Genomic DNA, 18,875 nt, shown 5'->3' with positions numbered 1-18,875 from the left:
TTCTAAAAGCGCAACTTCTTTTTTTACTCAGAAGCCGCCGCCACTCTCTCAAACCCCTCACCAGCCAAACTCAGCAACCAAAGGCTACGTATCAGTCAGCGAGCCCGCCAGTATACGAGGGTTTTCGCCGGGGAATCAAGCTGCCGACAAATTCTTTGTCCTGCCTGACAGGGTGCCCAACTGAGTGGCGCCCCAGCGTCGACAACTCACTGGAGAGACTTATGCGTGGAGTCACGTTGCTCGGCAACTGCGACTCGCACGCAGGTTCTCATGTGAGATACGAAGGATGCTGCCGAAGCGGCCCCACCATTCGTCCGCGCCGCGGCCTTCCCGAAGCACCGAGCAGCTATCGCCGCTTGCGGCTCCGGAATGCGATCACCTCCCCCATGATCCCGCGTCGGAAGGCGAGGACGCAAACCATAAAGATCAGCCCGGTCACGATCGTCACGGATTCCCCGAGGGTGCTGAACCAGTCAACCTTCGTCACCGACGCAAGAAGATTACCCAACTCACCGATCTTGTTCTCCAGCGCCACGACCACCGTGGCGCCAACCAGCGGACCCGACAACGTGCCCAGGCCACCCAGCAGCGTCATCAAAATGACGGAGCCCGACGAGGACCAGTGCACATCCGTCAGCGTGGCAAAGCCGAGGACAACCGTCTTGAGTGCACCGGCCAGACCCGAAAGCGCGGCGGAGATCACGAAGGCCACCAGCTTCACACGGCCGACGTCATAGCCAAGGGAAAGCGCCCTGGCCTCGTTCTCCTTGATCCCCTTGAGCAGTTGCCCGAATGGCGAGTGCACCGTGCGCACGATCAGCGCGAACGCCAGGGCCACGACAACGAGCGCCACGTAATACATCGTCAGGTCGCTCTGCAGACTGAGGACGCCGAACAGCTTTCCGCGCGGCACGCCCTGCAGACCATCCTCGCCGCCGGTGAACGGGGCTTGCAGCGCGAAGAAGTAGACCATCTGCGCCAGCGCCAGCGTGATCATTGCGAAGTAGATCCCCTGTCGACGGATCGCCAGCATGCCGAAGACCCAGCCGAGCGCCGCGCCCACCGCTGTCCCGAGGAACAGCCCCAGTTCGGGGGTAAGCCCCCAGACCTTGATCGCATGACCGGCCACGTAGGCAGAGCCGCCAAGAAAGGCAGCGTGCCCGAACGACAGCAGGCCCGTATACCCCAGCAAGAGATTGAACGCCGCGGCAAACAGCGCGAAGCACATGAGCTTCATCACGAAGACCGGGTAGGCGCCCAGCCACGGTGCGGCCACCAAAGCCGCCAGCAACAGACCATAGCCCAAGGTGGATCTGGAGTTCATTGCGAGTGACACCTTTGCTACTTTTCCTTGCCGAACAGGCCTGCGGGACGCAGCAGCAGCACCACGACCATGATCACGAACACCACAGTTGAGGATGCCTCGGGGTAAAAGACCTTTGTCAGACCTTCGATCACCCCGAGTCCTAGCCCGGTGAGGATTGCACCCATGATCGAGCCCATCCCGCCGATGACCACCACGGCAAACACCACGATGATGAGGTTCTGCCCCATCAGCGGAGACACCTGTATGACGGGAGCCGCCAGGACACCCGCGAACGCGGCCAGCGCGACACCAAAGCCGTAGGTGAGCGTGACCATCAACGGCACGTTGACGCCAAAGGCCTCGACCAACCTCGGGTTCTCGGTACCCGCCCGTAGGTAGGCGCCCAGACGGGTCTTCTCGATCACGAACCAGGTGGCCAGGCACACCAGGAGCGAAGCCACGACGACCCAGGCCCGATAGTTGGGCAGGATCATGAAGCCCAGGTTGGTGGCACCGGACAGCTGATCCGGCGCGTCGTACTGCAGACCGGAGACGCCGTAGAAGGACCGAACGACACCTTCCACCAGCAGCGTGAGTCCCAAAGTCAGCAGCAATCCATAGAGATGGTCGAGCTTGTAGATCCAGCGCAGCAGCAGCCGCTCGATGACGACGCCCAGCAGCCCGACGATCAACGGCGCCAGGATCAGCATCCACCAGTAGCCGATGCCGAAGTAGTTCATCGCCGCCCAACTCAGGACGGCGCCGAGCATGAACAGCGCGCCATGGGCGAAGTTGATGACGTTGAGCAACCCGAAGATCACGGCAAGGCCGAGGCTCAGGATCGCATAGAACGATCCGTTGACAAGCCCCAGCAACAGCTGGCTCAGCAAGGCAGGAAGGGAAACGGTCATGTCATGGCGCTGGAAGAGACTGCCGACCGGGGGCCCGCACGCGAGACCCGGCACAAGAAACCGGCGGGACGAGCTATTGCTTCAGCCGCCCGCGTCCATTACTTCCAGAGAGCGCACTTGCTCTCGGCCTTGGTGGTGAAGACCTGATCGCCCGGCAGCGTCTTGACGACCTTCAAGTAGTCCCAAGGCCGCTTAGATTCCGAGGGCTTCTTGGCCTCGACCAGGTACATGTCATGCACGAAACGGCCATCGGCGCGGATCTGACCCTTGGCGTAGAAGTCGCTGATGGTCATCTTCTTGAGTTGCTCCATCACCTTGTCCGAGTCGGTGGTCTTGGCAGCCTCGACAGCCTTGAGGTACGTCATCGTCGCCGAATAGTCGGCCGCCTGAATGTCCGTGGGCATGCGCTTGGTCTTGTCGAAGAAGCGCTGCGCCCACTTGCGGGAGTCGTCATTCATGTCCCAGTACCAGCTGGTGGTGTGCAGCAGGCCCTCGGTGTTCTTGAGGCCCAGGCTGTGGATGTCGGACAGGAAGACGAGCAGCCCCGCCGTCTTCATCGTCTTGTCGATGCCGAACTCCTTGGCGGCCTTGATGGAGTTGATGGTGTCGCCTCCCGCGTTGGCCAGGCCCAGGATCTGCGCCTTGGAGTTCTGCGCCTGCAGCAGGAAGGACGAGAAGTCGCTGGCGTTGAGCGGCGTGCGCACGGAGCCGACCACGGTACCGCCCTTCTCCTTGATGACCTTGGTGGTGTCCGCCTCGAGCGCGTGGCCGAATGCATAGTCGGCCGTCAGGAAGAACCAGCTCTTGCCACCCTGGTCAACGACCGCTGCACCAGTGCCCTTGGCCAGCGCGACCGTGTCGTAGGCATAGTGCACCGTGTAGGGCGTGCATTGCTCGTTGGTGAGGGCGGACGTCGCCGCGCCGTTGTTGAAGTACACCCGCTTCTTCTCGGCCGCCACCTTGGCCGTGGCGAGGGCCGTGCCCGAGTTGGTGCCACCGAAGACCATCGTCACACCCGCGGTGTCGATCCACTCGCGCGCCTTGGATGCGGCGATGTCCGCCTTGTTCTGGTGATCCGCAGTCAGCAGCTCGATAGGCTGGCCAAGTGCCTTGCCGCCGAAATCGTCGATGGCCATCTGGATCGCCGTCGCTCCGCCCTTGCCTTCCACATCCGAGTAAAGGCTCGACATGTCGGTGACGAGGCCGATCTTGACCTTTTCCTGCGCGAGCACCGGTGCAGCGAGGCCCAGCGCCAGGACAGCCGTCGCAACACGGGTAAGGGTGATCTTCATGGTGTGTCTCCTAGGGGTGAAATCGGAACGGGTGTGGGGTGCATCACACGCCGAGCAGCTCGTTGAGCAGCGGCATCTTGGCGTCGAGCTGGGCCGCATCGAAAGACTCGACGACGACGCCATGCTCCATGACATAGAAGCGGTCAGCCAGCGGCGCCGCGAAGCGGAAGTTCTGTTCGACCATGAGCACCGTATAACCCTTGGCGCGCAGCGTGGTGATCATGCGTGCGAGGGCCTGCACGATGACTGGGGCGAGGCCTTCAGAGATCTCGTCAAGCAGCAACAGCCGGGCCCCCGTGCGCAGGATGCGCGCGACGGCCAACATCTGCTGCTCGCCGCCAGACAGGCGCGTCCCCTGGCTATGGCGTCGCTCCGCCAGGTTGGGGAACATGGCGTAGATCTCGTCCACCGACATGCCGGCGCCCACCCCTTTGAGTGGGGGCGGCAGCAGGAGGTTTTCCTCCGCCGACAGGCTGGCAAAGATGCCCCGCTCCTCGGGGCAGTAGCCGATACCATGATGGGCGATTCGGTGAGTGGGCAGCCCGATCGTCTCCTGTCCGCCGACCCGGATGCTGCCCTTGCGGGCGCCCGTCAGGCCCATGATGGCGCGCAGCGTAGACGTGCGGCCGGCGCCGTTGCGGCCCAGCAAGGTGACGACCTCGCCAGGGTTCACATGAAGGTCCACGCCATGCAGCACATGCGACTCGCCATACCAGGCATGCAGGCCTTCGATGGCCAATGCGGGCGTGGTCATGAACGCTCCTTCGTGGCTGCGCAGGCTGCAGCCGGATCACGTACCCAACCCGCGTCGGGCAACGAGGACTCGCGCATTCAGTGGGCTCCTTGCAGCTGGCCGTCGGTGGTGCCCATGTAGGCTTCCATGACCTGGGGATTGCGCGACACGGCGGAATAAGGTCCTTCGGCCAGGACGGCACCGCGCTGAAGCACGGTGATGGTGTCGGCGATGGTCGAGACCACGCTCATGTTGTGCTCGACCATCAGGATGGTGCGCCCGGCGGAAACGCGCTTGATCAGCTCGGCCACGCGGTGCACATCTTCGTGGCCCATGCCCTGCGTGGGTTCGTCCAGCAGCATCAGTTCAGGCTCCATGGCCAGCGTGGTCGCGATCTCGAGGGCGCGCTTGCGCCCATAAGGGAGGTTCACCGCCAGGTCGTCGACCATGGCCTCGAGGCCGACCTCCGCCAAAAGCTCGCGTGCCCGAGCATTCAGTGGGACGAGCGTGCGATCGCTCTTCCAGAAGTGGAAGGAGGTCCCGAGCGCCCGTTGCAGGGCGAGCCGCACGTTCTCCAGCACGGTCAGGTGCGGGAAGACCGCCGAGATCTGGAAGGAGCGGATGATGCCTCGGCGTGCGATCTGTGCGGGCCGCTCGCGAGTGATGTCGAGCCCGTTGAACAGGATCGTGCCCGACGTCGGCTCCAGGAACTTGGTGAGCAGGTTGAAGCAGGTGGTCTTGCCGGCACCGTTGGGACCGATCAGTGCATGGATCGCGCCACGCTGCACCCGGAGGTCGACCTTGCTGACCGCGGTGAAGCCCTTGAACTCCTTCGTGAGCTGCCGTGTCTCGAGAATGATGTCGCTCATCCGCGGGCCTCCTGCCGCTGCGCATCGAATCTTGGGGTCATGCGTTTCCGTCGTTGTCGTACCAGGGGAGCCTGCATCGCAAGCCTCGAACGTTGGCGCATTGTTGGCAGCGGCTCTCTCGGCTGCTACTGGGGCAAATGCGGATGCTGCAGTGCAATGCGCGAAAAGCGCCGCAGCGCGGGCCCAGACCATTGCTTGGGAGCCACGGCCCCGCCGACGGGTGAGCAGTTACACGCCGCGCATGCGACAACGCCCGCCGGCGTGTCTGCCGGCGGGCGTTGTCTTGTTCGTTTCGCGGAACGCGGCGCGGCCGACAGGCCCGCCTCGTTTTCAGTGGGCGCCTGCCGCCGCGTCGCTTCCTGCTGCGCCCCTGGCGGGCCGCGCGATCCAGATGATCGGGATCAGCAGGATGAAGAGCACCGCCGACGCATAGAACAGGTCCGCCGTGGCCAGCATGAAGGACTGTTGGTCCGCGAGCCGGTTGATCTGCGCCAGCGCCTGCTCGGCGCTGAAACCGGCATTGCCGAACATCGACAGGGTTGCACTCGCGGCAGGGCTGCTCGGATTGACGGCTTCGGCCAGTTGCGCATGGTGCAGCGCCGCGCGGTTCTCCCACAGCGTGGTCGAGATCGAGGTGCCCATCGCGCCTGCCGTGATGCGCGCAAAGTTCGACAGCCCCGACGCCGCCGGAATGCGCTCTGGAGGCAATCCGGACAGCGTGATGGTCACCAGCGGGATGAAGAAGAAGGCCATCGCGATGCCCTGGATGAGCGTCGGGATCATGATCGTCTCGAAGTCCGTCTGCGTGGTGAAGTGCGAGCGCATCCACACCACCAGCGCGAACACGATGAAGGACATGGTCGCGTAGTAACGCGGATCGACCTTGCCCACCGTGAGCCCCACCATGGGCGACAGCACGATGGCGAACAGGCCGACCGGGGCCAGCACCATGCCCGCGCTCGTCGCCGTGTAGCCCATGTACTGCTGCAGCCACAGCGGCAGGATCACCACGTTCCCAAAGAACAGGCCGTAACCCACCGACGTGGCGAGCGCCCCCGACCAGAAGTTGCGGCGCTTGAAGAGCGACAGATCGACCACCGGGTGCTTTTCGGTCAGCTCCCATACCAGGAAGAACGCAAAGCCCACGACCGCCACCACTGCCAGCGCGATGATCTCGCCGGAATGGAACCAGTCGAGCTCCTTGCCCTTGTCCAGCATCAGCTGCAGCGCGCCTACCCAGGCGACCAGCAGGCCCAGGCCGATGGCGTCGATGGGCACGTGCCGCGTGGGCGTCTCGCGCTTGCGGTAGATGCTCCAGGTGACCGACGCCGCCAACAGGCCGACCGGCACGTTGATGAAGAAGATCCAGGGCCACGAGATGTTGTCGGTGATCCAGCCCCCCAGCAGCGGCCCCATGACCGGCGCCACCAGCGTGGTGATGGACCACATCGCCATGGCCAGGCCCGCCTTGGCGCGCGGATAACTCGACAGCAACAGCGTCTGCGACAGCGGGATCATCGGCCCCGCCACGAAGCCCTGCAGCGCCCGGAAGGCGATCAGCATCGTCATGTTGGGGGCCATGCCGCACAACCACGAGCTCAGCACGAACAGCAGCACACTGGCCATGAACAGGCGGACCTGCCCGAAGCGCTGTGTCAGGAAGCCGGTGAGCGGCACGGCAATGGCATTGGCCACGCCGAAACTGGTGATGACCCAGGTGCCCTGCGTCGGGCTGACGCCCAGGTCACCCGAGATGGCGGGCAGCGACACGTTCGCGATGGATGTGTCCAGCACATTCATGAAGGTGGCGGCCGACAGGGCAATGGTGCCCAGCACGCGCGCCGAGCCTTCCAGTGGCGCAATGGCGGCCGCGGCCGCCTTTGGCTCAGAAGCAGCCATGGATGAAATTCCTCGCGGCGATCAGAGCGGGCGCGGGGCGGCCGAAGCCTGCAGCGCGTGGCGGGCGCCGCCCTCGGCAGCCTGACTCGACGGCGAGGCCACGGCCGGCTTGGCACCAGCCGGCGCGGGGCCGGCCGAAGCCGGCACCGGCCGCCCGAGGTTGGCCGCGATGATCCGCTGCACGGCCTTCTCGGCACCATCGTCCTGCCCGTTGTAGACCTGGGTCGATGCGAAGTCGGACGCGCGCGGCGCATCGGCCAGCATCTTGCCGTTGCTGTTGGCCACATCGACTTCCGCGTCCATCGACAGGCCGACGCGCAGCGGATTAGCCTTCAGTTCATTGACGTCCAGGCTGATGCGCACCGGCACGCGTTGCACCACCTTGATCCAGTTGCCGGTCGCGTTCTGCGCCGGCAGCAGCGCAAAGGCCGCACCCGTGCCAACGCCAAGGCCGGCGACCTTGCCGTGGTAGACCACCTTCTTGCCGTACACGTCGGCCGTCAGCGTCACGGGCTGGTCGATGCGGATGCTGCGCAGTTGGCTTTCCTTGAAGTTGGCGTCGACCCACAGTTGTCCCAGCGGCACGATGGACATGAGGGGCGCGCCCGGCGCCACACGCTGGCCCAGTTGGACCGTGCGCTTGGCCACATAGCCATCGACCGGCGCAGGCAGCGCGACGCGCTGAGTCGCCAGCCAGGCTTCGCGCACCTTCGCAGCGGCGGCCTGGACGCTGGGGTGTTCCTCGACCGTGGTGCCTTCGGTCAGCGACCGGTTGCTGGCCAGTTGCTCGCGGGCCGCCGCAACGCCCGCCTGTGCAGCCGCCAGCGCGCTTCGGGCGTTGGCGACCGCCGTCTCGGCATGGCTCAGCTCTTCCTTCGAAACCGCCCCATTGCCGGTGAGGGAGCGCCGACGCTGCAGGTCGTCCTGCGCGCGAGCAACGTCGGCCTGGGCCTTCACCACGTCGGCCTGGCGCAGGTTGACCTGCGCGGCCAGCGAGCCGTTGTTGACGTAGAGCGTGCGCGCCTGCCGCACGGCCTGGCCCAGTGCGGCTTCCGCCTGCGAGAGCGCCACCTGGGCGTCGGCCGGGTCCAACTGCACCAGTGGCTGGCCCTGCTTGACGTAGTCGGTCTCGTCGGCTGCGATGCTCATCACCGTGCCAGCCACCTGCGGCGTGATCTGGATGATGTTGCCCTGGACATAGGCGTTGTCGGTGGATTCGTAATGACTCGCGACCAGCCACTCGTAGGCAGCCCAGCCGGCGCCGGCCACCACCACCACCGCGGCCAGGGTCGTCAGCGCCTTGCGGCGACGGGTGTTGGGCGCCTTCTCGTCGGCGGCCTGGGAAGAAGAAGCAATGTTGTCGTTCATGGTCTGGCTCCTTGCGGACGTGCGGGCGCTGCGTCTCAGCGCGCCGCGGCGGATTCGTTGAGGGCGGCCGTCTGCGCGGCCGCGGGAGCATCGCCGGCCCAGCCGCCACCCAGGGCGCGAGCAAGCGAGGCCTGGGTATCGAGCGCCCGGGCAGCGAGGTCCACCGCCTGGCGGCGCTGGGTGAGCACCGCCGTCTCGGCGGTGAGCACATTCAGGTACGTGCCCAGCCCCGCCTGATAGCGCTGCAGCGCGATGTGGTAGGCGTCCTCGGCGGCGCGTTGCGCATTGCCTTGCTCAACCTGCTGCCGGCCGATTGACCGCGCGCTGGCGACCTGGTCGGCCACCTCGTGCACGGCATCGATCACGGCCCCGTTGTAGCTTTCGATGGCCGCGTCGTGGTCGGCCGCCTTGCCGCCCAGGTTGGCCCGCAGGCGCCCGCCCTCGAAGATGGGCAGGTGCAGCGCGGGCCCCACGCCCCATTGCAGGCTACCCGACTTGAGCAGCTTGTCGAATCCAATGGACTGCGTCCCGACGAAGGCGGTCAGATTGATGTTCGGATAGAACTGGGCGCGGGCGCTCTCCTCGTCGCTCGCCGCCGCCTCGACGCGCCAGCGGGCAGCCGCCACGTCAGGGCGGCGGGCGAGCAGGTCGGCGGGAATCTGCGTGGCGAGCGGCACCGCTTGCAGCGACGCCAGCGCGGGCGGCCTGAGACCACGCGTGGCGTCGGGCACGGCCACCAGCGCATCGAGTGCATGCCGGGCGTTCTCGATCTGCTCGTTCAGCACCTCGATCTGCTGCCGTGCCTCGGGCAGCCCGCCTTCGCTCTGTCGTTGCTCTAGTTGGGTGTCCAGGCCGGCCGACACGCGATCCCGCACCAGGCGCAGCGTCTCCTCGCGCTGGGCCAGCGTGCGGCGGGCGACATCGCGCTGCGCCTCCAGCCGCGCCCACTGGATGTAGCTGCGCGCCACATTGGTGGTCAGCAGGATGCGCGCCGCCTGGGCATCGGCCTGCGCGGCGCGTGCACTGCCCACCGCAGCCTGGATGGCCGCGCGGTTGCGGCCGAAGAAGTCGAGCTCCCAACTGCCATTGAGCTGCAGCGTGCCGTTTTCCTGCACCGTGCCGCCGAGCGCGCCATAGATGTAGTTCTCGCTGTAGCGCTGTCGCAGCAGCTGTGCGTCGCCGCTGAGCTGCGGTCGCCCTGTCGCTTCGGCCACGCCAGTCGCCGCGAGCGCCTTGGCGACGCGGGCCTGGGCCACCTGCAGGCTGGGGCTGGCCGCCAGGGCCTGCTGCTCGAGCGTGTCGAGTTGGGCATCGCCGAAGGCATGCCACCACTGCGCGTCGACCTGCGCGAAATCGTTGGCCGGCTGCGCGTTCGCCGGCACGCCCGCCTGCACCGCATCCCGCATGCGGGCGTGGGAGGCGATGCCTGCGGTGTCGGCACAGCCCGCGGCCAGCAACGCAACCGCCAGGCCCACCGCCATCAGCGCCGGACGGCCCTCGCGGCCCTGGGTCGAAGAAAAAGTCATCGCGAAACTCCTTGGCCCGATGCCCGATGGCATGCGGCCTGCTTTCTCTGGGCGTTCCCCAGGATGCGGTTCAGGTAATCCTTGAGCTGCTCCCACTCCACCTTCGTGAAGCCGGCGAGCATCTCGTTGTGGACCCGGCTGAGCACGGCCGGCACCTTCTGGGCAGCACTCAGGCCCTCAGGCGTCAATTCGAGGTTGACGACCCGCCGGTCCTCCTGCGAGCGCACCCGACGCACCAGCCCCTTGGCTTCGAGCCGATCCAGCAGGCGCGTCATGGCGCCGGTGTCCAGTTGGCACTCACGGGCCAGTTCGGCCACCGTGCCAGCGCTACCCATGTGCAGCTTGTGCAGTGGCACCCACTGTGGATAGGTCGGGCCGCCGGGCTCGACCAGTTCGTTTTCGACGGCCTGCGACACGCAGGTCAGGATGCGCTTCATCGCGTAGCCCAGGCTTTCCTCGGCGGTGTAGCTCTCGGCCCGGTAGAAATCCACGGGCGGCGGCCCGGCGGTGCCGCCGGGCGGAGTCGTCTCTGATTTGGACATGGGGAGATATTATTTGCCTCGTCAAATATTGTCAAGGCTGATTCTGGGGTGGCAAGGTCTCGTTAGAATCCGCGCGGCCCGGCCACTGCGCCGCGATTGCCCCGCACTCCTGTGAAGAACGCCAAAAGCTCCCCCCGCTCGCTCGCCGGCCTGGCGCCCTTTCTTGGCCCCTACCGCCTCCAGATCGCGATGGCGGCTCTGTTCCTGGTCATGGCGGCGGTCACGACCCTGGTGTTTCCCATCGCGCTTCGCGGCCTGATCGACGCCGGCCTGGCCCCCACGGCACCCGGCGATCAGGTGATGGCACTGCGCGAACACTTCCTGGCCCTGTTCGGCGTGGCGATCGCGCTGGGGCTGTTCTCTGCCGCGCGCTTCTACACGGTGAGCTGGCTGGGCGAGCGCATCACGGCCGACGTGCGCACCGCCGTGTACGGCCGCGTGCTGCACCAGAGCCCGCAGTTCTTCGAGACCACGCAGACCGGCGAGGTGCTGTCGCGCCTCACGGGCGACACGACGCTGGTCCAGACCGTAGTGGGCTCCTCTCTCAGCATGGGCTTGCGCAATGCGGTCATGGGCGTCGGCGCGCTGGCCATGCTGATCTGGACCAATCCCTGGCTGATGGCCCAGGTGGCGCTGGTGCTCGTGCTCGTCGTGCTGCCGGCCATGGCCTTCGGCCGCCGCGTCCGGCGGCTCTCCCGCGCCAGCCAGGACCGCGTGGCCGACGCCAGCGCCATCGCGGCCGAGGTGCTCAATGCCATTCCGGTGGTGCAAAGCTATACGGCCGAGACCCGCGAGGCCGAGCGCTTTGCCGGCTCCACCCAGGCAGCCTTCGAGACGGCCGTGCGGCGCACCAAGGCGCGGGCCGTGTTGGTCGCCTTCATCATCATTGCCACCTCGGCCGCCTTGCTCTGGGGCCTTTACGCCGGCACGCAGGCCGTGCTGCGGGGTGAGATCAGTCCCGGTCACATGGGCCAGACGGTGGTCTATGTGGTCATCCTGGCGAGCGCGCTGGCGGTGCTGGGCGAGGTCTACGGCGACCTGCTGCGCGCGGCAGGCGCCACGGAACGGTTGATGGAACTGCTGCACGCGCCCATCGCCATTTCGTCGCCAGAGGCCGTGCAGGCCGCACCACCCGCCTCCGCAGGCGCCCAGGTGATGCTGGAGGATGTCGGCTTCCATTACCCGTCACGCCCGGGCACGGCGGCCCTGCGACACTTCTCGCTCGACGTGGCGCCTGGCGAAACCGTGGCCCTGGTGGGCGAGAGCGGCGCGGGCAAGAGCACTGTGTTCCAGTTGCTGCTGCGCTTTTTCGATCCGCAGACCGGCGACATCCGGCTGGACGGTCAGTCGCTGCGTCGATTTGCGCTGGATGACCTTCGCGGACGCATCGGCTTGGTGCCGCAGGACGCCGTGATCTTCTCGACCACGGCGCTCGAGAACATTCGCTATGGCCGGCCCGACGCGACGGAGGCCGAAGTCCGGCATGCGGCCCGCCTTGCGCACGCCGAGGGCTTCATCGACGCCCTGCCCGACGGCTTCCACACCTTCCTGGGGGAACGCGGCGTGCGCCTGTCGGGGGGGCAGAAGCAGCGGCTCTCGATTGCACGCGCCATCCTGAAGGCACCACCGCTGCTGCTGCTGGACGAGGCCACCTCGGCGCTCGATGCGGAAAGCGAACGGGTCGTTCAGGCCGCCCTCGAATCGGCAATGGAAGGTCGTACCACGCTGGTCATTGCCCACCGCCTTGCGACGGTGCAAAGGGCCGACCGCATCGTGGTGCTGGACCACGGCGCCATCGTCGAACAAGGCACCCATGCCGAATTGATCGCCCGCGGCGGCAGCTACGCCAAGCTGGCGGCGCTGCAGTTCACGGCCTGAGCCTGCCGCACCCCCTTTCGGGAATCCCGGCGCTTCGCGCCAGTGCAGCTTCGCCCAGACACAACAAAGCCCGCACACGGCGGGCTGAGTCATCGGTGGCGAGCGCGGTGCAACAGCCTGGTCGGGCGACCGCGCGTCGATCCACAACCCTACTGCAAGGGTTCCTTGAGTGCAGGCGGCAGCGGCAGCGGCAGCACCGCAATGCCTTCCTCCAGCAAAGCGGCGGTCTCCTCGGGCGTGGCCTGGCCACGGATTCCGCGCTCTTCCACCTCGCCGTGATGCATGCGCCGCGCTTCCTGCGCAAACCGGTCGCCCACGTCTTCGGTCCTGGCAAGCACCTCCCGGACGGCGCGCATCCAGCGGGCTTCCGGGTTCTGCTGCTGCGGCGGTTGAAGCTGAGCTTCAGACGGCAACGCCTCGCGCCCGGCGCTGAGGTTGAGACGCGGTGCGCTCAGGCCTTTGACAATGGCCTTGTCACCACAGAGCGGGCATTCGATCTGGCCACCGTCGCGCTGGGTCTCGAACTCCGACTCGGAGCCGAACCAGCCCTCGAAACCGTGGCCATGGGCACAACGCAGATTCAGGACCTTCATGGCGCGGAATTATCCGCAGCCCGCCATTCCAGTGCCCAGTTGCCGGAAAGCACGTTCTGCATCCAGACCGAGCAGGCCAGCGTCTTCGCATCCGTCACCGTGCCATCACGGCACCAGCTCAGCAGATCCGCGGGCGCTGCTGTGAACACGTCGAGGAACTCGCCCTGGTCAAGCTTGCGATCGCCAGCACTCAGGCCGCGCGCGAAGTAGATGTGGATGACCTCCGTCGAGTAGGCCACGGCCAAGTGCATCACCCCGGCCTTGGCCCACTCGCGGGCGCGGTAGCCGGTTTCTTCCAGCAGTTCGCGCTGCCCGCAGACTAGCGCATCCTCGCCGGCGTCGAGCTTGCCGGCCGGGAACTCCACCATGACCTGGCCCACCGGGTATCGGAACTGGCGCTCAAGCACGATGCGCCCATCGTCCAGCAGCGGAATGACCACCACCGCGCCCGGGTGGATGACGTACTCGCGCGTCGCGGTCCCGCCATCGGGCAGCGCGACCGTGTCACGGTACGCGCGCAGAAACCGACCCTCGAACAGCCGCTCCGACGCGACCTTCTTTTCTTCCAGGTGGGCGATGTCAGCGGTCACGGTTCAGTACCCTTTGCGTTTGAGAAGGTAGCGCCAGATGAAGCCCGGAAAGGCGAGCACCAGGAAGAAGGCGGCCGTCACCGCATAGAACTCCCAGCCCTGCGCCGCCACCATGCCCTGCTTGCCCTCGAAGAGCCGGCCGACCATGCCGGCCAGCAGATAGCACAGCACCAGCTCCCCCAGACGCACCGCGAGCGGCTTGACCGCCGTGCGCCAGGGCAGCACGGCGAGCAGCCGCTCGTTCAGGAAAGGCAGGTTGGCCAGGACCAGCGCAACGCCGAGGACGACCCAGGCCGATGCGTTGCTGCCCACGACGCGATCAGTTGCCCAGCGTGGCCACGATGGCCCGGGCACACAGGGTCATCAAGCCGCCGGGCAGGATGCCCAGGATCAGGATCAGGGCGCCATTGACCGACAGCACGGCCCGCACGTCGCGCGGCGCCGCCACGGTCGTGGCCGTCAGCGGTGCGTCGAAGTACATCACCTTCACCACGCGCAGGTAGTAGAAGGCGCCAATCAGCGACATGATGACGGCGAACACCGCCAGGCCGATATACACGCCCTGCCCCGAAGCCAGCAGCGCCTGCAGCACCGCCAGCTTGGCATAGAAGCCGACCAGCGGCGGAATGCCGGCCAGCGAGAACATCGCAATGGCCATCACGCCGGCATACAGCGGGCTACGCTGGTTGAGGCCGGCAAGGTCGGAGATCTCTTCGCTCTCGAAGCCTTCGCGGGCCAGCAGCAGGATGATGCCGAAGCTCGCCAGCGTGGTCAGCACATAGGTCACGATGTAGAACATCGACGCGCTGTACGCATACTGGGCGTTGAGCGTGTTGCCGTCGATCACGCCAGCCACCAGGCCCAGCAGCACGAAGCCCATCTGCGCGATGGTCGAGTAGGCCAGCATGCGCTTGAGGTTGGTCTGCGCGACGGCGGCCAGGTTGCCCACCAGCAGCGACGCCACGGCCAGCACGGCCAGCATCTGCTGCCAGTCGAAGGCCAACGGCAGCATGCCTTCCACCAGCAGACGGATGACGATGGCGAAGGCCGCCAGCTCGGGCGCGGCGCCGATCAGCAGCGTCACGGCCGTGGGGGCGCCGTGGTAGACGTCCGGCAGCCACATGTGGAAGGGCGCGGCACCCAGCTTGAAGGCAAGACCAGCGACGATGAACACCAGGCCGAACACCAGCACCTGGTGGTTCACCTTGCTGCTGGCGATGCTCTTGAAGACCTCGTTGACGTCAAGCGAGCCGGTGGCGCCGTACATCATCGACATGCCATAGAGCAGGAAGCCGCTGGCCATGGCGCCGAGCACGAAATACTTCATGGCGGCTTCGCTGGCCGTCGCATGGTCGCGGCGCAGTGCCACCAGGGCATAGCTGGACAGCGTGAGCAGTTCCAGGCCCAGGTAGATCATCAGGAAGTTGCTGCCCGAAATCATCACGAACATGCCGAGCAGCGAGAACAGGCTGAGCGTGAACATCTCACCGCCGCGCAGCATCTGGCGGTCGGCCGCATAGGGACGGCCATAGACCAGCGTGACCATCAGCGCCACGGCCGAGAAGCATTTGAGCCAGTTGCCCATCGGGTCGCTTACCACCATGCCGCCGAAGCCGTGGAAGGTGTGGCCGGCGACGGCGTTCATGCCGGTCAGCAGCGCCGTCGCGGCCAGCGTGAGCATCGTGAGCCAATGGGTGGCGGTGCGGTGCGCGCTGCTGACACGCAGGTCGAACAGCGTGATGACGCAGGCCATCACCAGCAGCAGGATCTCGGGGTAGACAGCCACCCAGCTGAGTTTGTCGATCATCTTGTTCTCTTGTCTGCGTGGACTCTGGTCAAGGCAGCTTGGAGGCGGCCACGTGGCGCAGCAGCTCGGCCACGGAAGCGTCCATCACGTCGGTGAAGGGCTTGGGATCCAGGCCCATCCACAGCACGGCCACGGCCAGCACGGCGAGCATGAAGAACTCGCGGCCGTTGATGTCCGTCAGTTCCTTCACATGGTCGTTGCCGATGGGGCCGAGATACACGCGCTTGTACATCCACAGGGTGTAGGCGGCGCCGAAGATCAGCGCGGTGGCAGCCATCAGGCCGATCCAGAAGTTAGCCTTCACGGCACCCAGGATCACCATCCATTCGCCCACGAAGCCGGCGGTGGCAGGCAGGCCGCAGTTGGCCATGGCGAACAGCAGCGCGAACGCGGCGAACTTGGGCATGACGTTGACCACGCCGCCGTAGTCGGCGATCTGGCGCGAGTGCATGCGGTCGTACAGCACGCCGATGGACAGGAACATCGCGCCCGACACGAAACCGTGGGCGATCATCTGCACGATGCCGCCAGCCACGCCGAGCGGATTGAAGATGAAGAAGCCCAGCGTCACGAAGCCCATGTGGGCGACCGACGAATAGGCCACCAGCTTCTTCATATCGCGCTGGACCATGGCCACCAGGCCCACGTAGATCACCGCCACGATCGACAGCGCGATCATCAGCCACGCCCATTCACGGGCAGCATCGGGCGCGATCGGCATGGAGAAGCGCAGGAAGCCGTAGGCGCCCAACTTCAGCATGATGGCGGCCAGCACGGCGGAGCCGCCGGTGGGCGCCTCGACGTGCACGTCGGGCAGCCAGGTGTGCACCGGCCACATCGGCACCTTCACGGCGAAGGCCGCGAAGAAGGCGAAGAAGATCAGCGTCTGCGCCGTCGAGCCCAGGGGCGTCCGATGCCAGGTGGCGATGTCGAAGCTGCCGCCCGAGGCGCGGTACAGGTACACCAGGGCCACCAGCATCAGCAGCGAGCCGAGCAGCGTGTACAGGAAGAACTTGAAGGCCGCGTAGATCCGGTTCGGACCGCCCCAGATGCCGATGATCAGATACATCGGGATCAGCGTGGCCTCGAAGAACACGTAGAACAGCATGCCGTCCAGCGCGGCGAACACGCCGATCATCAGGCCCGACAGGATCAGGAACGCGCCCATGTACTGGTTGACGCGCTCGGTGATCACCTCCCAGGCCGAGATCACGACGATCACCGTGATGAAGGCCGTGAGCAGCACGAACCACATCGACAGGCCATCGACGCCCAGGTGGTAGTTGATGTTGAAGCGCTCGATCCACGGCGCACGCTCGACGAACTGCATCGCGGCGGTGCCGGTCTGGAAGCGCGTGTACACCGGAATGGTGACAAGGAAGCTCGCCACCGACCCGACGAGTGCCGCCCAGCGCACGAAGCGCGCCTGGTCGTCCCGCCCGAACGCCAGCAGCAAGGCGCCGATCACGATCGGCAGCCAGATGGCAAGGCTCAGCAAACCCATTTTTCTTGTTCTCCAGCCCGCGTCAGCGCTTGAACCAGACGAAATACGTCATGAGAAGGAACACCCCCAGCAGCATCGCGAAGGCGTAGTGATAGATGTAGCCAGACTGCATCCAGCGGATGGCCGCCGAGATGCGGCCCACCAGCTTCCACGAGCCATTGACCAGCGCGCCGTCGATGATGGCCTGGTCGCCGCCCTTCCAGAGGCCGGTGCCCAGCGCACGGGCGCCACGGGCCAGGATGTTCTCGTTGATCCAGTCGAGGTAGTACTTGTTCTCGAGCAGGTTGTAGATCGGCATGCAGGCACGCTTGATGGCAGCCGGCAGTGCCGGGTTGACCATGTACATGTAGTACGACAGCGCGACGCCGGCGATGGCCAGCCACAGTGGCAGGCTGGTCAGCGAATGCAGGGCCATGGCAACCGGACCGTGGATGTCCTCACGCAGCTCGGCCATCGCATGGTGGCGGGCCGTGTCGACGAAGATCACGCCGTCGAAGAAGCTGTTCAGCATCGGCATCAGCGTGAAAAAGCCGATCACCACCGACGGGATCATCAACAGAAGCAGCGGCACGGTCACCACACCGGGCGACTCGTGAGGCTTGTGGTGACCATGGCCGTGATGGTCGCCATGGCCATGACCGTGGGCGTCGTCGTGGTGCGCGTCCGGGTTCTGGTCGTAGCGCTCCTTGCCATGGAACACCAGGAAGTACAGGCGGAACGAGTAGAAGGCCGTGACGAACACGCCTGCAACCACCGAGAAATAGGCGAAGCCCGCGGCCGGCAGGTGGCTGGCGTGCACGGCCTCGATGATGGCGTCCTTCGAATAGAAGCCCGAGAAGAAGGGCGTGCCGATCAGGGCCAGCGACGCCAGCAGGAAGGTGATCCAGGTGATGGGCATGTACTTGCGCACGCCGCCCATCCAGCGGATGTCCTGGTTGTGGTGCATGCCCATGATCACCGAGCCGGCGCCGAGGAACAGCAGCGCCTTGAAGAATGCGTGCGTCATCAGGTGGAACACGGCGACCGGATAGGCCGACACGCCCAGCGCAACGGTCATGTAGCCCAGCTGCGACAGCGTCGAGTACGCCACCACGCGCTTGATGTCGTTCTGGATGATCCCCAGGAAGCCCATGAACAAGGCCGTGATCGAACCGATCACCAGGATGAAGTTCAGGGCCGTGTCCGACAGCTCGAACAGCGGCGACATGCGCGACACCATGAAGATACCGGCGGTCACCATCGTCGCGGCGTGGATCAGCGCGGAGATGGGCGTCGGGCCTTCCATCGAGTCCGGCAGCCAGACGTGCAGCGGGAACTGCGCGCTCTTGCCCATCGCGCCGATGAACAGGCAGATGCAGATCACGGTGATCAGCATCCAGTCGGTGCCCGGGAAGCCCATCTTGCCCAGCTCGCCCGACTTGGCAAAGATCTCGGTGTAGTTGAGCGTGCCGGTGTACGCGGCAATCAGGCCGATGCCGAGGATGAAGCCGAAGTCACCCACGCGGTTGACCAGGAAGGCCTTCATGTTGGCGAAGATGGCCGTCGGCTTGTTGTACCAGAAGCCGATCAGCAGGTACGACACCAGGCCCACCGCTTCCCAGCCGAAGAACAGCTGCAGCAGGTTGTTGCTCATCACCAGCATCAGCATGGAGAAGGTGAAGAGCGAGATGTAGGCGAAGAAGCGGTTGTAGCCCTCGTCCTCTTCCATGTAGCCGATGGTGTAGATGTGCACCATCAGCGACACGAAGGTGACGACGCACATCATCATGGCCGTCAGGCTGTCGATCATGAAGCCGACTTCCATCTTCAGGCCGCCCACGACCATCCATTCGTAGATGGTGGCGTTGAAGCGGGCGCCGTCGACGGCCACGCTGTAGAGCGTCCAAGCCGACAGCACGAAGGCGACGAACACGCCCAGGATGGTCAGCGTGTGCGAGGCGGCTCGGCCGATGCGGTTGCCGCCGAATTGCGTCCCCAGGATACCGGCGAGCACGCAGCCGACGAGCGGCGCCAGCGGCACCGCCAGCAGGGTGGATGCAGACAAGGTCGTGGCCATC

General features: G+C 65.8%; 17 protein-coding genes. 2 read left to right on the top strand and 15 right to left on the bottom strand.

Going from position 1 to position 18,875, the window contains the following annotated elements; genetic code table 11:
* A partial coding sequence (locus KBC94_RS06485; protein ID WP_294367608.1) for a hypothetical protein occupies positions 1 to 184 on the top strand: 184 nt, incomplete at its 5' end.
* Between the two features lie 162 nt (positions 185 to 346).
* On the opposite strand, the gene KBC94_RS06480 is transcribed toward KBC94_RS06485, so the two are convergent.
* The 9 genes from KBC94_RS06480 to KBC94_RS06440 all read right to left on the bottom strand — a co-directional run bounded on the left by KBC94_RS06480 (position 347) and on the right by KBC94_RS06440 (position 10,446).
* On the bottom strand, positions 347 to 1,324 hold the full coding sequence (locus tag KBC94_RS06480; RefSeq protein ID WP_294367607.1) for a branched-chain amino acid ABC transporter permease: 978 nt from the start codon (positions 1,322 to 1,324) through the stop codon (positions 347 to 349).
* 17 nt (positions 1,325 to 1,341) lie between these two features.
* Positions 1,342 to 2,217, bottom strand: a complete 876-nt coding sequence (locus tag KBC94_RS06475; protein WP_294367606.1) for a branched-chain amino acid ABC transporter permease — start codon at positions 2,215 to 2,217, stop codon at positions 1,342 to 1,344.
* A gap of 98 nt (positions 2,218 to 2,315) precedes the next feature.
* The gene (locus KBC94_RS06470; protein ID WP_017761172.1) at positions 2,316 to 3,509 is read right to left on the bottom strand and encodes an ABC transporter substrate-binding protein; all 1,194 of its coding nucleotides are present in this window, start codon (positions 3,507 to 3,509) and stop codon (positions 2,316 to 2,318) included.
* 43 nt (positions 3,510 to 3,552) lie between these two features.
* Entirely contained in the window at positions 3,553 to 4,263 is a 711-nt protein-coding gene (locus tag KBC94_RS06465) for an ABC transporter ATP-binding protein (RefSeq protein ID WP_294367604.1), read from the bottom strand.
* Between the two features lie 77 nt (positions 4,264 to 4,340).
* Positions 4,341 to 5,111 carry an ABC transporter ATP-binding protein gene (locus KBC94_RS06460; RefSeq protein ID WP_294367603.1) on the bottom strand — a complete coding sequence of 257 codons (771 nt, stop codon included), beginning with the start codon at positions 5,109 to 5,111 and terminating at the stop codon, positions 4,341 to 4,343.
* 330 nt (positions 5,112 to 5,441) lie between these two features.
* The gene (locus tag KBC94_RS06455; RefSeq protein ID WP_294367600.1) at positions 5,442 to 7,010 is read right to left on the bottom strand and encodes a DHA2 family efflux MFS transporter permease subunit; all 1,569 of its coding nucleotides are present in this window, start codon (positions 7,008 to 7,010) and stop codon (positions 5,442 to 5,444) included.
* A gap of 21 nt (positions 7,011 to 7,031) precedes the next feature.
* The gene (locus KBC94_RS06450; RefSeq protein ID WP_294367598.1) at positions 7,032 to 8,378 is read right to left on the bottom strand and encodes an efflux RND transporter periplasmic adaptor subunit; all 1,347 of its coding nucleotides are present in this window, start codon (positions 8,376 to 8,378) and stop codon (positions 7,032 to 7,034) included.
* A gap of 35 nt (positions 8,379 to 8,413) precedes the next feature.
* Positions 8,414 to 9,904 (bottom strand): efflux transporter outer membrane subunit, encoded by a 1,491-nt coding sequence (locus KBC94_RS06445; protein ID WP_294367596.1) that lies wholly within the window; start codon positions 9,902 to 9,904, stop codon positions 8,414 to 8,416.
* Positions 9,901 to 10,446 (bottom strand): MarR family transcriptional regulator, encoded by a 546-nt coding sequence (locus KBC94_RS06440; RefSeq protein WP_294367594.1) that lies wholly within the window; start codon positions 10,444 to 10,446, stop codon positions 9,901 to 9,903. The genes KBC94_RS06445 and KBC94_RS06440 overlap by 4 nt, the downstream gene beginning before the upstream one ends.
* A gap of 96 nt (positions 10,447 to 10,542) precedes the next feature.
* Here KBC94_RS06440 and KBC94_RS06435 point away from each other — a divergent pair, with 96 nt between their 5' ends.
* Complete coding sequence (locus KBC94_RS06435) at positions 10,543 to 12,324, top strand: ABC transporter transmembrane domain-containing protein (protein WP_294367592.1); 1,782 nt, start codon at positions 10,543 to 10,545, stop codon at positions 12,322 to 12,324.
* Positions 12,325 to 12,473: 149 nt separating this feature from the next.
* Here KBC94_RS06435 and KBC94_RS06430 read toward each other — a convergent pair whose 3' ends face one another.
* Genes KBC94_RS06430 through nuoL form a run of 6 tightly spaced genes read right to left on the bottom strand, consistent with a single transcriptional unit; the run spans position 12,474 to position 18,874 of the window.
* Entirely contained in the window at positions 12,474 to 12,917 is a 444-nt protein-coding gene (locus KBC94_RS06430; protein ID WP_294367590.1) for a DUF1178 family protein, read from the bottom strand.
* Entirely contained in the window at positions 12,914 to 13,507 is a 594-nt protein-coding gene (locus tag KBC94_RS06425; RefSeq protein ID WP_294367589.1) for an NUDIX hydrolase, read from the bottom strand. The genes KBC94_RS06430 and KBC94_RS06425 overlap by 4 nt, the downstream gene beginning before the upstream one ends.
* Before the next feature lie 3 nt (positions 13,508 to 13,510).
* The gene (locus KBC94_RS06420; protein WP_294367587.1) at positions 13,511 to 13,819 is read right to left on the bottom strand and encodes a DUF2818 family protein; all 309 of its coding nucleotides are present in this window, start codon (positions 13,817 to 13,819) and stop codon (positions 13,511 to 13,513) included.
* A gap of 7 nt (positions 13,820 to 13,826) precedes the next feature.
* Positions 13,827 to 15,314 (bottom strand): NADH-quinone oxidoreductase subunit NuoN, encoded by a 1,488-nt coding sequence (gene nuoN, locus KBC94_RS06415; protein ID WP_294367585.1) that lies wholly within the window; start codon positions 15,312 to 15,314, stop codon positions 13,827 to 13,829.
* Between the two features lie 28 nt (positions 15,315 to 15,342).
* Complete coding sequence (locus tag KBC94_RS06410; RefSeq protein WP_294367583.1) at positions 15,343 to 16,818, bottom strand: NADH-quinone oxidoreductase subunit M; 1,476 nt, start codon at positions 16,816 to 16,818, stop codon at positions 15,343 to 15,345.
* 22 nt (positions 16,819 to 16,840) lie between these two features.
* Positions 16,841 to 18,874, bottom strand: a complete 2,034-nt coding sequence (nuoL, locus tag KBC94_RS06405; RefSeq protein ID WP_294367582.1) for an NADH-quinone oxidoreductase subunit L — start codon at positions 18,872 to 18,874, stop codon at positions 16,841 to 16,843.
* Position 18,875 lies beyond the last annotated feature (1 nt).

The sequence above is a fragment of the Pseudacidovorax sp. genome, from assembly GCF_017991995.1.
In the GTDB taxonomy this organism is placed as follows: Bacteria; Pseudomonadota; Gammaproteobacteria; order Burkholderiales; family Burkholderiaceae_C; genus Xenophilus.
This window is presented reverse-complemented; position numbering and strand designations above follow the sequence as displayed.

Excerpts from the sequence above, each read along its gene's own strand:
- KBC94_RS06480 (WP_294367607.1), bottom strand. The coding sequence starts at position 1,324 with ATGAACTCCAGATCCACCTTGGGCTATGGTCTGTTGCTGGCGGCTTTG.
- KBC94_RS06475 (WP_294367606.1), bottom strand. The coding sequence starts at position 2,217 with ATGACCGTTTCCCTTCCTGCCTTGCTGAGCCAGCTGTTGCTGGGGCTT.
- KBC94_RS06470 (WP_017761172.1), bottom strand. The coding sequence starts at position 3,509 with ATGAAGATCACCCTTACCCGTGTTGCGACGGCTGTCCTGGCGCTGGGC.
- KBC94_RS06465 (WP_294367604.1), bottom strand. The coding sequence starts at position 4,263 with ATGACCACGCCCGCATTGGCCATCGAAGGCCTGCATGCCTGGTATGGC.
- KBC94_RS06460 (WP_294367603.1), bottom strand. The coding sequence starts at position 5,111 with ATGAGCGACATCATTCTCGAGACACGGCAGCTCACGAAGGAGTTCAAG.
- KBC94_RS06455 (WP_294367600.1), bottom strand. The coding sequence starts at position 7,010 with ATGGCTGCTTCTGAGCCAAAGGCGGCCGCGGCCGCCATTGCGCCACTG.
- KBC94_RS06450 (WP_294367598.1), bottom strand. The coding sequence starts at position 8,378 with ATGAACGACAACATTGCTTCTTCTTCCCAGGCCGCCGACGAGAAGGCG.
- KBC94_RS06445 (WP_294367596.1), bottom strand. The coding sequence starts at position 9,904 with ATGACTTTTTCTTCGACCCAGGGCCGCGAGGGCCGTCCGGCGCTGATG.
- KBC94_RS06440 (WP_294367594.1), bottom strand. The coding sequence starts at position 10,446 with ATGTCCAAATCAGAGACGACTCCGCCCGGCGGCACCGCCGGGCCGCCG.
- KBC94_RS06430 (WP_294367590.1), bottom strand. The coding sequence starts at position 12,917 with ATGAAGGTCCTGAATCTGCGTTGTGCCCATGGCCACGGTTTCGAGGGC.
- nuoN (WP_294367585.1), bottom strand. The coding sequence starts at position 15,314 with ATGATCGACAAACTCAGCTGGGTGGCTGTCTACCCCGAGATCCTGCTG.
- KBC94_RS06410 (WP_294367583.1), bottom strand. The coding sequence starts at position 16,818 with ATGGGTTTGCTGAGCCTTGCCATCTGGCTGCCGATCGTGATCGGCGCC.
- nuoL (WP_294367582.1), bottom strand. The coding sequence starts at position 18,874 with ATGGCCACGACCTTGTCTGCATCCACCCTGCTGGCGGTGCCGCTGGCG.